Origin of the sequence: Limimaricola pyoseonensis (assembly GCF_900102015.1) — a bacterium.
GTDB classification, from domain to species: Bacteria; Pseudomonadota; Alphaproteobacteria; order Rhodobacterales; family Rhodobacteraceae; genus Limimaricola; species Limimaricola pyoseonensis.
The window spans coordinates 32,838-45,860 of record NZ_FNAT01000002.1 but is presented as its reverse complement, the minus strand read 5'-3'; the positions used below and the strand labels follow the sequence as shown (position 1 = coordinate 45,860).

Sequence of the window (13,023 nt, the reverse complement as noted above, 5' to 3'; positions counted from 1 at the left end):
GCAGCTTGCCGGTTGGCCCGGCATGAGCGACCCGCGTCACACCGACCTGCCCGAGCAGCTGCGCCGGACGCCCGAGCTGGGCTTCGGCCTCATCTTCCTGCTGGCGCTCGCGGGGCTTCTCTTCTTCCTACTCGCCGGCGAGGTGGTCGAGGGCGACACCAAGGCCTTCGACGAATGGCTGTTGCTGCTGCTGCGCAACCCGGCCGACCTGTCGGACCCGGTCGGGCCGCTCTGGTTCGAGGAGATCGCGCGCGACATGACCGCGCTGGGCGGGGTGTTCTGGCTGACGCTGCTGACGCTGTGGGTGGCGGGCTATCTCGCACTGTCGCGGCATTTCGGCACGATGTGGTTCATGCTGCTGGCGATCGGCGGCGGCACGCTGCTGTCGCGGGGGGCCAAGCTGTTCTTCGACCGGCCCCGCCCCGACCTCGTGCCGCATGAATCGATCGTCTACACGGCGAGCTTCCCCTCCGGCCACTCGATGCTATCGGCGGTGGTCTACTTCACGCTGGCGGTGATGCTGTCGCGGCTCGAGGCGCGGCGCCTGATGAAGATCTACATCCTGACCGCGGCGATCCTGCTCACGGGCGTGGTCGGCATGAGCCGGGTCTATCTCGGCGTGCACTGGCCGACCGACGTGCTGGCCGGCTGGAGCGCCGGCGCGGCCTGGGCCACCGCCTGCTTCCTCGTGGCGCGCTGGTTGCAGGGCCGCGGCCGGATCGAGCCGGGCGAGGAGGCGCGGGACTAGAGCAGCCCGGCTTCCGCGAAAAGCGCCCCGAGATCGGCCGCGGGTCGCGCCCCGAAATGCGAGATCACCTCGGCCGCGGCGACGCAGCCCATGCGGCCGGCGGTCTCGAGGTCGCGCCCGGTGACGAGACCGTAGAGGAAGCCCGCGGCGAAGAGGTCGCCCGCGCCGGTCGCGTCCACCGGCGTCACCTTGCGCACCGGCACCACCACCCGCTCCGTGCCGCGGATGAGCACCACGTCGGCGCCCGAACGGGTGCAGACCACCAGCCGGCCCTCTGACGCGGCGCGGGTCAGCGCCTGGTCGAGCCGGCACTGGTAGAGGCTTTCCCATTCGTGCTCGTTGCCGATCACGAAGTCGAGCTCGCGCACGAGGCGCTGGAAATCGGCGCGGTGCCGGTCGGCGCAGAACGGGTCCGACAGCGCGATCCCGGCCATGCCGCCGCCCCTCTGGGTCAGCTCGGCCGCGCGCTCGAAGGCCTGCTTGCCCTTGGGCTTGTCGTAGAGATAGCCCTCGAGGAACAGAAGCCCCGCCCCGCCGGCCACGGCATCGGGCACGTCGTCGGGGCCCAGCTCGGCCGAGATGCCGAGATAGGTGTTCATCGAGCGCTCGCCGTCGGGGCCGACGAAGATCATCGACCGCGAGGTCGGCAGCTCGCCCCCCGCGACCGGCGGGTTGACGAAGCGGGTGCCGCCCGCCTCGAGGCTCTCGGCGTAGAACCGGCCCAGCGCGTCGTCGCGCACCCGCCCGATGAAGGCGGTCTCGAGCCCGAGATTGCCCAGGCCCGCCAGGGTGTTCGCGACCGAACCGCCGGGCGCCTGCCGGCGCTCCTCCATCGCGGCGTAGAGCGTCTCGCCGCGCTCGCGCTCCACCAGCTGCATGATCCCCTTCTCGATCCCCATCAGGTCGAGAAAGCTGTCATCGGCCTCGCAGAACACGTCGACGATGGCGTTGCCGATGCCGAGGATGGTGGGCGTGCTCATGCGGTCTTCTCCTCGTAGAGGCACAGGTCGCGGATCTGGCAGGCCTGGCATTTCGGCTTGCGCGCCACGCAGATGTAGCGGCCGTGCAGGATCAGCCAGTGATGCGCGTGGCCCTGCCAGCGCGCCGGCACGTGGTCCTCGATGCCGCGCTCGACGGCATCCACGTCCTTGCCCGGCGCGATGCCGGTGCGGTTGCAGACCCGGAAGATATGCGTGTCGACCGCCTGCGCGGGGTGCTTCCACCACATGTTCAGCACGACGTTGGCGGTCTTGCGCCCGACGCCCGGGAGCGAGACGAGCGCGGCGCGCGACGAGGGCACCTCGCCGCCGAAACGCGCGACCAGGATCTCGCTCATGCGGATCACGTTTCGGGCCTTGTTGCGGTAGAGCCCGATCGTCTTGATGTGCTCGATCAGCCCCTCTTCGCCCAGGGCCAGCATCTTCTGCGGCGTGTCGGCGATCTCGAACAGCCGCTTGGTGGCCTTGTTCACCCCGGCATCGGTGGCCTGCGCCGAAAGCGCCACCGCCACCAAGAGCGTGTAGGCGTTGACGTGGTCGAGCTCGCCCTTCGGCTCGGGCTCGGTCGCGTGCAGGCGGGCGAAGATCTGGTCGATCTCGTGGTAGTCGAGCTGTCGGGTCATCCGGTCTCTATGCCCGGCCCGGCCCGGCCTCACAAGACCGGCGGCGCGCGGGCCCCGAGCGGTCGCCGTGAGTATTTGAAGAGTGAAGTGGGCGGCAGGCGCGTCATGGCTCACTTCACTCCACAAATACTCGGATCCCGCCGTGTCGGCCGGCGCACGGCCCGGGCGGGATGCGCAGCTTCCGGGTCGCGCCCGCGCGCGGCGCGCCGTAATCTCGGGGCATGGACCAGTCATCGGCATATCATTACGGGGTCATGCGCCGCGCCATCGCGGAGATCGACGCCGCGCCCGCGCCCCTCGCGCTCGAGGATCTCGCCGCGCGCATGGCGATGTCGCCCGCGCATTTCCAGCGCGTCTTCTCGGCCTGGGTCGGGGTCTCGCCCAAGCGCTACCAGCAATACCTGACGCTCGGCCACGCCAAGGCGCTTCTGCGCGAACGGCACACCACGCTCGACACCGCGCAGGCGGTGGGGCTGTCGGGCGGCGGGCGGCTGCACGACCTGTTTTTGCGCTGGGAGGCGATGAGCCCCGGCGATTACGGCGCGGGCGGCGCCGGGCTGACGATCCGGCACGGGACGTTCGACAGCCCCTTCGGCCCGGCGGTGGCGATGGGCACCGCGCGAGGGCTCTGCGGGCTGGGCTTCGCCGCCGAGACCGGGGTGGAGGCGACGCTCGACGACCTGCGCGCCCGCTGGCCCCGCGCCGATCATGTCGAGGACCCGGCCGCCATCGCGCCCTGGGTCGAGGCGGCCTTCTCGGGCCGGGGCGAGGCGCGGCTGCAGCTGATCGGCGCGCCCTTCGCGATCAAGGTCTGGCAGGCGCTGCTCGAGGTGCCCTCGGGCCACGTCACCACCTATTCCGACATCGCCGCCCGGATCGGCGCGCCGCGCGCGGTGCGCGCCGCCGCAAGCGCGGTCGGGCGCAACCCGGTGTCGTGGCTGATCCCCTGCCACCGGGCGCTGCGCAAGTCGGGCGAGCTGGGCGGCTATCACTGGGGGCTGCCGGTTAAGCGCGCGATGCTGGCCTTCGAGAGTGCCCGCGACGAGGAGCGCGCCGCGAGCTGAGGCGAAAATGCCACGCCGCGTTTGGTTCCCGCGCCTCGCGGAACTGCGATTTCAAGCGAGCGTTATTGCATAGCAGCCGCCCGCGGCGCCAATCACACCGGGACAGGCGCGGGCCCCGGCCCGCCCGACTCGACAGGAAATGGAAAGACCTATGCTCACCAAGCTTCCCCTCGCGCTCGTCACCGTGTCGGCCCTCGCCGTGGCCGCCTGCCAGCCGGTCACCCCGAACAACCCCGATCCGAACGCCAACACCCGCCAGGGCGCGCTGATCGGCGCCGGGCTCGGCGCCGCCGTCGGCGCGCTGACCGGCGATGACGGCGACGAGCGGCTGCGCCGCGCCGCCGCGGGCGCCGCGATCGGCGCGGGCGTGGGGGCCGGCACCGGCGCCCTGCTCGACCGCCAGGAAGCGGAGCTGCGCAACCAGCTCGGCGCCAATGTCGGCATCGTCAACACCGGCGAGCAGCTGGTCGTGACCATGCCGCAGGACATCCTCTTCGCGACCGACAGCGCCCAGCTGACCGGCGCGCTGCAGTCCGACCTGCGGACCGTGGCGGCCTCGATCAACAACTACCCGAACACCACCGTGAACGTGGTGGGCCACGCCGACAACACCGGCTCGGCCGCCTACAACCAGCAGCTCTCCGAGCGGCGCGCCCAGGCGGTGGCCTCGGTGCTGACCTCGGCCGGCGTCTCGCCCGCCCGCGTCCGCGCCATCGGCCGCGGCGAGGACCAGCCGATCGCCTCGAACCTCAACGCCGAGGGCCGCGCGCAGAACCGCCGGGTCGAGATTGTGATCACCCCGAACGCCTGATCCGCGCCATCGCGCGATGCGGGGCCGCCTCCTTGGGGAGGCGGCCCTTTTTTGTTGAGCCCGGCCGGGGGCGGTCATATCTATTGACCACTCCCGGAGATGCCAGATGCCGTTCCAGCCGATCCATCCCGAAAAGCTCTCGCAAGGCGTGGTGCGCCAGATCGAGGAGCTGGTGCTGCGCGGCATCCTGCGCCCCGGCGACCGGCTGCCGCCCGAGCGCGAACTGGCCGAGCGGCTGGGCGTGTCGCGCCCGAGCCTGCGCGAGGCGCTGGCCGAGCTGCAGACCCGCGGCCTGGTCGAGACCCGCGCCGGGGCCGGCGTCTTCGTCTCCGACGTGATCGGCTCGGCCTTCTCGCCCGCCCTCGTGCGGCTCTTCGCGAGCCACGACGAGGCCGTCTCGGACATGGTGGCGTTCCGGCGCGACATCGAGGGCCTCGCCGCCGAGCGCGCGGCGCGGCTGGGCTCGGAGAGCGACCTCGCGGTGATCGACGCGGTGTTCCGCAAGATGGAGGCGGCGCAGGCCAAGCCCGCCGGCGACGCCGAGGCCGAGGCGCGGCTCGACGCCGAGTTCCACCTCGCCATCGTCGAGGCCGGGCACAACGTCGTCATGCTGCACATGATGCGCTCGATCTACGACCTGCTGCGCGAGGGCGTGTTCTACAACCGGCAGGTCATGTTCCGCCAGCGCACCACCCGCGCCTCGCTGATCGAGCAGCACCGCGCGATCAACGACGCGCTGCAGGCGCGCGACGCCGAGGCCGCCCGCGCCGCGGTGGCCGCGCATCTCGACTACGTGCAGGCGGCGCTGTCCGACCAGCGCCAGGCCGACCGCAACGAGGAGATCGCCCGGCGCCGGCTCAGCCGCGAGACCGGCCGCTAGGACCCCGCCTCAGCCGCCGGCGGGGCGCCGCGCCTCTTCCACGATCTGCAGAAGCGCCGGCGAGATGTCGGTGTGGTGATGCACCATCCGCCACCCCTCGGCGCTGCGGTGGTAGATGTTGGTCACCCGGTGATCGACCCGCAGCTCGCGCCCGGCCATGGTCAGCCGCCCGCTTTCCGTGCCTGTCTCGTAGGCGAGATCGCCCTCGGTGCGGACCTCGCGGCCCAGCATCTCGATCCGGCCTTCCGAGCACATGCCGGCCACCGCGGCGAAGGAGCCCGCCACCGCGTCCCAGCCCTCTTCGCGCCCACCCACCGGGTGCAGCGCGGTGACGCCTGCGGTGTGCTCCCAGGCCTCGGACATGCTGTCGGCGCTGCCCTGCGCCATCCGGCTCAGCGCGGCGTAGAACCGCTCGGAGGCGGCCGTCACGTCATCAGTATCGGACATCGCTTACCCTCCCGATCCGATCGGCAGGTCGCGGGGGCAAGGGCGGCGCCCCGCCCCGCGGTCTGCGTTCCGGCCCGGCGTCCGGACCGGCTCGCCCTTGCGAGGCCTGAATCATAGCATGGCGGCGCGCCGGGCCCTATGCCGGAGCGCGCCCAAGGCCCGGGCTCAGGCGTCGAGCGCGCCGTCCCAGTCGTAGATCACGATCCCGCCCGTCTCGCGCCCGCCGGCATGGCGGTAGAGCGCGCGGGCGGCGTGGTTCTCCCCTTCCGTCGCGAGCCAGACGCCGCGGCAGCCCCGTGCCCGGGCCAGGTCGAGCATCCGGGCGACGAGCTGCGCACCGATGCCGCGCCGCCGCCGATGCTCGGCCACGCCCAGCTCGTTGACGAAGAAGATGGGTGGCTTGTCGGGATGCAGCAGCACCACGCCCGAGACCAGCCCCACGGGCCGCCCCGCCTCGAGCGCGAGGATCAGCTCATGCGCCGGATCGGAGACGAAGGCCGCGAGCTGGCCGGGATCGACCGGGTGGTCGAAGATGTCGGCCCGCGCGACGAGCGCGGCGTCGTCCGGGCCGATCCGGCGGTAGGTGATGGCGTCCCCCATGCCGCAGCATAGCGCGGCGGCACGAAAAAGGCCCGGGGCGTTTGCACGCGCCCCGGGCCTCCTGGTGTCGCTGCCGCGCCGCTCAGTGCAGCTTGGCGCTCACGGTCTCGATCGAGTCGTCGATCATCTTGTCGGCGCGCGGCTTGGTCATCTTCTCGATGATCACCTCGCGGGCCGCGGCCACGGCCACGGCGATCGCCTGGTCGCGGACTTCCTTGACGGCCTTGTCCTGAGCCGACTGGATCTGCTCCTCGGCGGCCGTCATGCGGCGCTGGATCGAGGCGGCGATGTCCTTCTTGGCCTGCTCGGCGCTGCGCTGCGCCTCGTCGCGGGCATTGGTGACGATGCGGTCGGCCTGCGCCTGCACGTCCTTCTGCTTGCGCTCGTAGGAGGCCAGCAGCGACTGCGCCTCCTCGCGAAGCCCGCGGGCCTCGTCGAGCTCGGCGCGGATGCCGTCGGCGCGCTTGTCGAGCATCTTGCCCACCTCGCGCGGCACGCGGAAGTAGAGCAGAACGCCGACGAAGAGCAGGAACGCCAGCAGCACGATGAAGTCGGTGTTGCGCAGCGAGAAGAACGGCCCCGAGGCGGCCATCGCCGGGGCGGCGGGCAGCACCAGGGCGGCGGCGGTCAGAAGACGGATCATGCGCGCTCTCCCAGCTTGGCGTCGACCGCGGAATCGACGGTCTTGGCGTCGGCCTCGGTGCCGAAGGCGGCGACGATCTCGCGCGCGACGTCGCGGGCGACCTCGCTCACGTTGCGGGCGGCGCCTTCGCGGATCTCGTCGATCGCCTTCTGGCTCTCGGCGGTCTTCTCCGCGATCTGCGCGTCGGCCTTCTCCATCTCGGCGTCGAGATCGGCCTGGATCTGCGCCTTGGTGTCGGCGACGATCTTGTTCGCTTCCGCGCGGGCGTCGGCGAGCGCCTTGTCGTAGGCGGCCTCGGCTTCGCGGGCGCGGTGCCGCAGCTCTTCGGCGGCGGCGATGTCATTGGTGATCGTGCCCGCGCGCTCGGCCAGCACCGCGCCGATGCGCGGCAGGGCGAAGCGGGACAGGACGAAATAGATCACGACCAGCGTGACCAGGAGCCAGAAGATCTGGTTGGGGAAGCTGGAGACGTCGAGCTGGGGCATGCCCGGCCCAGCGGCTCCGTGGTCCGCCAGTTCACCGGCGGCAATGGTTTCGGTCGCCACGGCGTCCTCCGTCGAGCCCTAAGGAAATGGCGGCGCGGGGATCCCGCGCCGCCGGTCAGGAGATCGAGGTCCGGATCAGACCGCGAACATCAGCAGCAGGGCGACCAGGAACGAGAAGATCCCGAGCGCTTCCGCGAAGGCCAGACCGATGAAGAGGGTGGCGGTCTGCGACGCGGCAGCCGACGGGTTGCGCAGCGCGCCGCCCAGGTAGTTCGCGGCGACCGAGCCGACACCGATGGCGGCAAGGCCCGAGCCGATTGCCGCGAGGCCGGCGCCGATGAACTGACCGAGTTGAGCGATATCGCCTTCCATGGGGGTATCTCCTGATTTGGAATTGCGTTGGGTGAAGGGTGAACCGACCTCGAAGGGCCGCGCCCCGGCGTCAGTGCGACGGGTGCAGCGCGTCCTTGAGGTAGATGCAGGTGAGGATGGTGAACACGTAGGCCTGGATGCCGGCGACCAGCACCTCGAGGCCGTAGATCGCGGTGATCGCCACGACCGAGAGCGGCGACAGCGCGGCGACGGCGGCGAAGCCCGCGAACACCTTGATCATCGCGTGGCCGGCGACGAGGTTGCCGGCAAGACGGATCGAGTGGCTGACGGGGCGCACGAAGTACGAGATCACCTCGATGATCGCGATGATCGGGCGCAGGAAAAGCGGCGCTTCCTTCATCCAGAACAGGCCGAGGAAGGCCATGCCGTTCTTGACGAAGCCGAGCACGGTGACGCCGATGAACACGCCCAACGCCAGCACGGCGGTGACCGCGATGTGCGAGGTCGGCGTGAAGGCCAGCGGCAGCAGGCCGAGATAGTTCGAGAACAGGATGAACAGGAACAGCGTCATGATCCAGGGGAAGTACTTCAGCCCTTCCTTGCCGGTGACGTCCTCGACCATCTTGTAGACGAAGCCGTAGACCAGCTCGGCGGCCGACTGGACGCGGCTCGGGATCACGGCGCGACCGCGGGTGCCGACCACCAGCAGCAGCACCACGCAGACGGCGGCGAGCGCCATCCAGAAGGTGGCGTTGGTGATGGTGTACCAGGAAACCGGGTCGCCGATCTCGCCGAACAGCGGCTTGATCTCGAACTGGTCGAAGGGGTGGAACTCGAGCCCGCCTTCGCCTTCGGCCGCAACCGTCTCTGTCGCCATCTCTCTCAGCCCTCGTCGTCGCCCGACGGCTCGTCGGGCTGTTTAACCTGCAGCTCCTTGGCCGTCTGCAGCATCGTCTTCACGCCCGCCGCCAGGCCCAGGAATATGAACGGGATCAGGAAGATCGGCATGGTCCCGAAGAGGGTGTCCAGGCCGTACCCGATCCCGAAGCCGATCGCGAGACCGGCCACAAGCTCGATCACCATCCGCCAGGCCACCTGCGCCTGGCTGTAATGGCTCTCCTGATGCGGGGCCTCCTCGGGCTTGCCCTTCAGCTTGGCGAGACGTTCGTCGAGCGCGCGCATCCGCGCCGCATGGTCGTCATCGTCATGGCTGTCGGACACGCGCGGCCGGCCCCTTCATCGGTCGGGAGGGTGCTATAGCGCGGGGGCGGATTGGTCAAGCGCGGGAAATTTCCCGCGCCACGCGGCCTTGCACGTTGTATTTGAACCGAAAATCGAGGGCGCCGGCCGGCGCGACCCCGATGATGCCGCGGCCACGGCGCCTGCGTCATATTCAACCGCGCGGTTGACGTTTCGCCCGGCGCGGGATCAGGTCGCGGCATGGCCGCCTCTCTCGATCTGGTGTTTTCCGCCCTCGCCGACCCGACCCGGCGCGCGATCCTCGCGCTGTTGCTGGAGGACGACATGGCGGTCACGGATGTCGCGGCGCCCTTCGCGATGTCGCTCGCGGCGATCTCCAAGCATCTCGCCGTGCTGGCGGAGGCGGGGCTGATCTCTCAGGAGAAGAGGGGGCGCGTGAAATGGTGCCAGCTCGAACCGGACGGCCTGCGCGAGGCCTCGGTCTGGATGCAGGGCTTCGGCCAGATGGACGGCATCGACCTCGACGCCTTCGAGCGCTTCCTGCAGGCGGAGCTGGACCAGCCCCCGGCCCCGCCCGACGAGGGGGCGGCGCCGGGGGGCTGACCTCAGATGATGCCGGCCAGCGACAGCACGGCCACGACGACGACCACGAGACCGATGATGTAGATGATGTTGCGCATGTCTGTCCCTCAGGAATGAAACTGCCAGCCCAACGCGGCGCTCACGAAAACGTTCCCCCCGTCAGCACCAGGTTTTTGCGCGCTCCTTCAGCACCTTGAGGAAGGCCTGCACCTTGGCCGTGCGGTGCAGGTCGACATGGGTGAGCACCCAGATCGGCACCTCCCATTCCGACAGCGGGCCGTGCACGATCTCGACGTCGTCGCGGGTCTGCGCCTCGTGCAGCGGCAGGAAGCCGAGCCCCGCCCCCATCAGCACCGCGTCGCGCTGGTTGCGCTCGCCATGGGCGCGGAAGGCGAGGGTCTCGACCGGCACCTGCTCGCGCAGCCACTTGTAGAAGGGCGCGCGGCTCTCGAGGTCGTCCGAGACGACGAAGATGTGCTCGCCGAAGCTGTCGATGCCGTCGGGCCGGCCGCGCCGCGCGATGTAGCTTCGCGCCGCGACCAGCGCGAATTGCAGCTGGCACAGCGGCTGTACCACGTTGTCGGGCTGGTCGGGCGCGCGGCCGGCGCGGATCGCGACATGCGCCTCGCCGTATTCCAGCCGGAACAGCCGCGTGCCGGTCAGGAGCCGCACCACCACCTCGGGGTGCTCGGCCTGGAAGTCGATCAGAAGCGGCGTCAGCAGGTCGGCCATGGTGTCGAGCGAGGTGACGGCGAGCTCGCCCTCGACCCCGTCGCCATGGCCCTTGAGCCGGCTGACCAGCTGCGCGAACTGGTCGTCGGTGGCCTGCGCCACCTGCAGGAGGTCGCGCCCGGCCTCGGTGGCGGTGTAGCCGCGCGGATGGCGCTGGAACAGCTTGACCCCGAGCCGCCCCTCCAGCGCGTCGACATGCCGGATCACCGTGGCGTGGTGCACACCGAGCACCTCGGCCGCGCCCGACACCGTACCCATGCGCGCGACATGATAGGCGGTGCGGATCTCGTCCCAATTGTCCATCGCGGCCCCCGTTGGCTCTTCACGTACCTTCTACGCCGCATCGCGGCGGGGACCAAGACCGGGCGGCCCGGCTCCCGCCCTCTTGAGCGCCGGGCCGCGGGGCCTTGACCCGGCGGCCCCGAGATCGTACTTGCGCCTGCAAACCCGGAAGCTTTGGCTTTCCGGTCCCCGGCCCGTTGCGGGGGATCGCCGTCCGTCAGCGCGTTGCGCCCACGGGCGCCATCCCGCATTGTGCCGGTCCAAGACGCAACGGTCGGAAAGGACCGCCATGTTCGAATCGCTCTCAGACCGCCTCTCCGGGGTCTTCGACAGGCTCACCAAGCAAGGCGCGCTCTCGGACGAGGACGTCAAGACGGCGCTGCGCGAGGTGCGCGTGGCGCTGCTCGAGGCCGACGTCTCGCTGCCCGTGGCGCGCGACTTCGTCGCCGCGGTGCAGGAGAAGGCGACCGGTCAGGCGGTGACGAAGTCGATCACCCCGGGCCAGCAGGTCGTGAAGATCGTGCATGACGAGCTGGTCGCGGTGCTGACCGGCGACAGCGACCCGGGCAAGCTCAAGATCGACAGCGCCCCCGCGCCGGTACTGATGGTCGGCCTGCAGGGCTCGGGCAAGACCACAACCACCGCCAAGCTCGCCAAGCGCCTCAAGGAGCGCGACGGCAAGCGCGTGCTGATGGCCTCGCTCGACGTCAACCGCCCCGCCGCGATGGAGCAGCTCGAGATCCTCGGCCGCCAGATCGGCGTCGACACACTGCCGATCGTCAAGGGCGAGGACCCCGTCGCCATCGCCAAGCGCGCCAAGACGCAGGCGTCGCTCGGCGGCTACGACGTCTACATGCTCGACACCGCCGGCCGGCTGCACATCGACCAGGAACTGATCGCCCAGGCCGCCGCCGTGCGCGACGCGGTCAACCCGCGCGAGACGCTCCTCGTGGTCGACGGCCTCACCGGCCAGGACGCGGTCAACGTCGCGACCGAGTTCGACGACAAGATCGGCGTCTCGGGCGTGGTGCTGACCCGGATGGACGGCGACGGCCGCGGCGGTGCCGCGCTGTCGATGCGCAAGGTCACCGGCAAGCCGATCCGCTTCGTCGGCCTCGGCGAGAAGATGGACGCGATCGAGACCTTCGAGGCCGAGCGCATCGCGGGCCGCATCCTCGGCATGGGCGACATCGTCGCCCTCGTCGAGAAGGCGCAGCAGACCATCGAGGCCGAGCAGGCCGAGAAGATGATGAAGCGGTTCCAGAAGGGCCGCTTCAACATGAACGACCTGAAGATGCAGCTCGAGCAGATGCTCAAGATGGGCGGCATGGAAAGCCTGATGGGCATGCTGCCCGGCATGGGCAAGATGGCCAAGCAGGCGGGCTCGGCGGGCTTCGACGACAAGATGCTGACGCGCCAGATCGCGCTGATCAACTCGATGACCAAGAAGGAGCGGGCCAACCCCGAGCTCCTGCAGGCCAGCCGCAAGAAGCGCATCGCCAAGGGCGCGGGCCTCGAGGTGTCGGAGCTGAACAAGCTTCTCAAGCAGCAGCGCCAGATGGCCGACGTGATGAAGAAGATGGGCAAGGGCGGCATGCTGAAACAGGCCATGAAGGGCATGTTCGGCAAGGGCGGCGGCATGCCCGACATGAACGACCCCGCGGCGATGGAGAAGGCCGCGAAGATGCTCGGCAAGCAGCTTCCCCCCGGCATGGGCAAGATGCCCGGCATGGGTGGCGGCGGCCTGCCCGGCAACCTCTCGGGCTTCGGGAAGAAGAAATGATCCCGACGCTCGCCACCCGGCGGCTGCACCTCGTGCCGCCCTCGCTCGCCCATCTGCCGGCGGAGCGCGAGTTCCTCGCCTCCGACCGCTCGGCCTTCGTCGGCGGGCCGGCGCCGCGCCACAAGGCGTGGCGCGTCTTCGCGCTGCATCTCGGGCACTGGCAGATCCTCGGCTACGGCATGTGGGCCGCGCTCGAGCGCGACAGCGGCGCGCCGGTGGGGCTGGTCGGCCTCTGGGGCCCCGAGCCCTGGCCGATGCCGGAGCTGGCCTATCACCTCTACGAGGGCGCCGAGGGCAAGGGCTACGCCACCGAGGCCGGCCGCGCCGTGCTCGACTTCGCGCGCGACCGGCTGGGGATGGCCGAACTGGCCTCGATGATCGACCCGAAGAACGCCGCGAGCCAGGCCGTGGCCCGCCGGCTCGGGGCCGAGAACACGCATCGCGAATTCCGCGCCGACCCCGACGGCCCCGCCGTCGAGATCTGGCGCCACGACCTGACGAAGGGAACGCGCGCATGAGCGACGCCAGCACCCGCGCCGCGCAGCTTCTCAAGGAGCACCGCGAGAGCATCGACCGGCTCGACGCGATCCTCGTCTACACGCTGGGCGAACGCTTCAAGCACACCCAGGCGGTGGGGCGGCTCAAGGCCGAGAACGACCTGCCTCCGGCCGACCCCGTGCGCGAGGAGGCGCAGATCGCCCGGCTCACCGAATTGGCGGAGGCGGCCGATCTCGACCCCGAATTCGCCAAGAAATTCCTGGCCTTCATCATCCAGGAAGTCATCAAGCACCACGAACGTCACCACGCGTAGG

General features: G+C 70.3%; 18 protein-coding genes. 8 read left to right on the top strand and 10 right to left on the bottom strand.

The genetic code is table 11. From position 1 onward, the window contains the following. Nucleotides 1-22: 22 nt before the first annotated feature. Nucleotides 23-748 carry a phosphatase PAP2 family protein gene (locus BLT43_RS04010; protein ID WP_090110326.1) on the top strand — a complete coding sequence of 242 codons (726 nt, stop codon included), beginning with the start codon at nucleotides 23-25 and terminating at the stop codon, nucleotides 746-748. On the opposite strand, the gene BLT43_RS04005 is transcribed toward BLT43_RS04010, so the two are convergent. Both BLT43_RS04005 and nth read right to left on the bottom strand, forming a co-directional pair. Beyond that, the gene (locus BLT43_RS04005; RefSeq protein ID WP_090110325.1) at nucleotides 745-1,728 is read right to left on the bottom strand and encodes an adenosine kinase; all 984 of its coding nucleotides are present in this window, start codon (nucleotides 1,726-1,728) and stop codon (nucleotides 745-747) included. The genes BLT43_RS04010 and BLT43_RS04005 overlap by 4 nt on opposite strands. Then, nucleotides 1,725-2,369: an endonuclease III gene (gene nth / locus BLT43_RS04000; protein ID WP_090110323.1), complete on the bottom strand. Its 645-nt coding sequence runs from the start codon at nucleotides 2,367-2,369 to the stop codon at nucleotides 1,725-1,727. Before nth ends, BLT43_RS04005 begins: the two co-directional genes overlap by 4 nt. A 221-nt stretch (nucleotides 2,370-2,590) precedes the next feature. On the opposite strand from nth, the gene BLT43_RS03995 reads away from it, so the two are divergent. The 3 genes from BLT43_RS03995 to BLT43_RS03985 all read left to right on the top strand — a co-directional run bounded on the left by BLT43_RS03995 (nucleotide 2,591) and on the right by BLT43_RS03985 (nucleotide 5,124). After that, entirely contained in the window at nucleotides 2,591-3,433 is an 843-nt protein-coding gene (locus BLT43_RS03995) for a methylated-DNA--[protein]-cysteine S-methyltransferase (RefSeq protein ID WP_090110321.1), read from the top strand. Nucleotides 3,434-3,584: 151 nt separating this feature from the next. Further along, a complete protein-coding gene (locus BLT43_RS03990; protein ID WP_090110319.1) occupies nucleotides 3,585-4,244 on the top strand; it encodes a YiaD family glycine zipper/OmpA-like lipoprotein in 660 nt (219 codons plus the stop codon). 106 nt (nucleotides 4,245-4,350) lie between these two features. Beyond that, nucleotides 4,351-5,124 (top strand): FadR/GntR family transcriptional regulator, encoded by a 774-nt coding sequence (locus BLT43_RS03985; RefSeq protein WP_090110317.1) that lies wholly within the window; start codon nucleotides 4,351-4,353, stop codon nucleotides 5,122-5,124. A gap of 9 nt (nucleotides 5,125-5,133) precedes the next feature. Here the strand turns inward: BLT43_RS03985 and BLT43_RS03980 are convergent, their stop codons facing one another. The 7 genes from BLT43_RS03980 to BLT43_RS03950 all read right to left on the bottom strand — a co-directional run bounded on the left by BLT43_RS03980 (nucleotide 5,134) and on the right by BLT43_RS03950 (nucleotide 8,853). Beyond that, nucleotides 5,134-5,571 (bottom strand): YybH family protein, encoded by a 438-nt coding sequence (locus BLT43_RS03980; RefSeq protein WP_090110315.1) that lies wholly within the window; start codon nucleotides 5,569-5,571, stop codon nucleotides 5,134-5,136. A 165-nt stretch (nucleotides 5,572-5,736) separates the two neighbouring features. Then, nucleotides 5,737-6,171 (bottom strand): GNAT family N-acetyltransferase, encoded by a 435-nt coding sequence (locus BLT43_RS03975; protein WP_090110313.1) that lies wholly within the window; start codon nucleotides 6,169-6,171, stop codon nucleotides 5,737-5,739. Between the two features lie 82 nt (nucleotides 6,172-6,253). After that, nucleotides 6,254-6,814: a F0F1 ATP synthase subunit B gene (locus BLT43_RS03970; protein WP_090110312.1), complete on the bottom strand. Its 561-nt coding sequence runs from the start codon at nucleotides 6,812-6,814 to the stop codon at nucleotides 6,254-6,256. Beyond that, the gene (locus tag BLT43_RS03965; RefSeq protein ID WP_090110310.1) at nucleotides 6,811-7,359 is read right to left on the bottom strand and encodes a F0F1 ATP synthase subunit B'; all 549 of its coding nucleotides are present in this window, start codon (nucleotides 7,357-7,359) and stop codon (nucleotides 6,811-6,813) included. Before BLT43_RS03965 ends, BLT43_RS03970 begins: the two co-directional genes overlap by 4 nt. 75 nt (nucleotides 7,360-7,434) lie before the next feature. Continuing rightward, nucleotides 7,435-7,671, bottom strand: a complete 237-nt coding sequence (locus BLT43_RS03960) for a F0F1 ATP synthase subunit C (protein WP_090110308.1) — start codon at nucleotides 7,669-7,671, stop codon at nucleotides 7,435-7,437. 70 nt (nucleotides 7,672-7,741) lie between these two features. After that, the gene (locus BLT43_RS03955; protein WP_090110306.1) at nucleotides 7,742-8,509 is read right to left on the bottom strand and encodes a F0F1 ATP synthase subunit A; all 768 of its coding nucleotides are present in this window, start codon (nucleotides 8,507-8,509) and stop codon (nucleotides 7,742-7,744) included. A 5-nt stretch (nucleotides 8,510-8,514) separates the two neighbouring features. Next, the gene (locus BLT43_RS03950) at nucleotides 8,515-8,853 is read right to left on the bottom strand and encodes an AtpZ/AtpI family protein (RefSeq protein ID WP_242652212.1); all 339 of its coding nucleotides are present in this window, start codon (nucleotides 8,851-8,853) and stop codon (nucleotides 8,515-8,517) included. A gap of 219 nt (nucleotides 8,854-9,072) precedes the next feature. On the opposite strand from BLT43_RS03950, the gene BLT43_RS03945 reads away from it, so the two are divergent. Continuing rightward, a complete protein-coding gene (locus BLT43_RS03945; RefSeq protein ID WP_090110305.1) occupies nucleotides 9,073-9,435 on the top strand; it encodes an ArsR/SmtB family transcription factor in 363 nt (120 codons plus the stop codon). Nucleotides 9,436-9,573: 138 nt separating this feature from the next. Here BLT43_RS03945 and BLT43_RS03940 read toward each other — a convergent pair whose 3' ends face one another. Next, nucleotides 9,574-10,449 (bottom strand): LysR family transcriptional regulator, encoded by an 876-nt coding sequence (locus BLT43_RS03940; RefSeq protein WP_090110302.1) that lies wholly within the window; start codon nucleotides 10,447-10,449, stop codon nucleotides 9,574-9,576. A gap of 268 nt (nucleotides 10,450-10,717) precedes the next feature. Here BLT43_RS03940 and ffh point away from each other — a divergent pair, with 268 nt between their 5' ends. From ffh to BLT43_RS03925, 3 genes are read left to right on the top strand one after another with little or no spacing between them, the layout of a single operon-like run. Then, nucleotides 10,718-12,211, top strand: a complete 1,494-nt coding sequence (gene ffh, locus BLT43_RS03935) for a signal recognition particle protein (protein WP_090110301.1) — start codon at nucleotides 10,718-10,720, stop codon at nucleotides 12,209-12,211. Continuing rightward, nucleotides 12,208-12,729 carry a GNAT family N-acetyltransferase gene (locus BLT43_RS03930; RefSeq protein ID WP_090110299.1) on the top strand — a complete coding sequence of 174 codons (522 nt, stop codon included), beginning with the start codon at nucleotides 12,208-12,210 and terminating at the stop codon, nucleotides 12,727-12,729. The genes ffh and BLT43_RS03930 overlap by 4 nt, the downstream gene beginning before the upstream one ends. After that, nucleotides 12,726-13,022: a chorismate mutase gene (locus BLT43_RS03925; RefSeq protein WP_090110297.1), complete on the top strand. Its 297-nt coding sequence runs from the start codon at nucleotides 12,726-12,728 to the stop codon at nucleotides 13,020-13,022. The genes BLT43_RS03930 and BLT43_RS03925 overlap by 4 nt, the downstream gene beginning before the upstream one ends. Nucleotide 13,023: the final 1 nt, after the last annotated feature.

Coding starts and splice junctions, on each gene's coding strand:
- BLT43_RS04010 (WP_090110326.1), top strand. CDS start 23: ATGAGCGACCCGCGTCACACCGACCTGCCCGAGCAGCTGCGCCGGACG.
- BLT43_RS04005 (WP_090110325.1), bottom strand. CDS start 1,728: ATGAGCACGCCCACCATCCTCGGCATCGGCAACGCCATCGTCGACGTG.
- nth (WP_090110323.1), bottom strand. CDS start 2,369: ATGACCCGACAGCTCGACTACCACGAGATCGACCAGATCTTCGCCCGC.
- BLT43_RS03995 (WP_090110321.1), top strand. CDS start 2,591: ATGGACCAGTCATCGGCATATCATTACGGGGTCATGCGCCGCGCCATC.
- BLT43_RS03990 (WP_090110319.1), top strand. CDS start 3,585: ATGCTCACCAAGCTTCCCCTCGCGCTCGTCACCGTGTCGGCCCTCGCC.
- BLT43_RS03985 (WP_090110317.1), top strand. CDS start 4,351: ATGCCGTTCCAGCCGATCCATCCCGAAAAGCTCTCGCAAGGCGTGGTG.
- BLT43_RS03980 (WP_090110315.1), bottom strand. CDS start 5,571: ATGTCCGATACTGATGACGTGACGGCCGCCTCCGAGCGGTTCTACGCC.
- BLT43_RS03975 (WP_090110313.1), bottom strand. CDS start 6,171: ATGGGGGACGCCATCACCTACCGCCGGATCGGCCCGGACGACGCCGCG.
- BLT43_RS03970 (WP_090110312.1), bottom strand. CDS start 6,814: ATGATCCGTCTTCTGACCGCCGCCGCCCTGGTGCTGCCCGCCGCCCCG.
- BLT43_RS03960 (WP_090110308.1), bottom strand. CDS start 7,671: ATGGAAGGCGATATCGCTCAACTCGGTCAGTTCATCGGCGCCGGCCTC.
- BLT43_RS03955 (WP_090110306.1), bottom strand. CDS start 8,509: ATGGCGACAGAGACGGTTGCGGCCGAAGGCGAAGGCGGGCTCGAGTTC.
- BLT43_RS03945 (WP_090110305.1), top strand. CDS start 9,073: ATGGCCGCCTCTCTCGATCTGGTGTTTTCCGCCCTCGCCGACCCGACC.
- BLT43_RS03940 (WP_090110302.1), bottom strand. CDS start 10,449: ATGGACAATTGGGACGAGATCCGCACCGCCTATCATGTCGCGCGCATG.
- ffh (WP_090110301.1), top strand. CDS start 10,718: ATGTTCGAATCGCTCTCAGACCGCCTCTCCGGGGTCTTCGACAGGCTC.
- BLT43_RS03930 (WP_090110299.1), top strand. CDS start 12,208: ATGATCCCGACGCTCGCCACCCGGCGGCTGCACCTCGTGCCGCCCTCG.
- BLT43_RS03925 (WP_090110297.1), top strand. CDS start 12,726: ATGAGCGACGCCAGCACCCGCGCCGCGCAGCTTCTCAAGGAGCACCGC.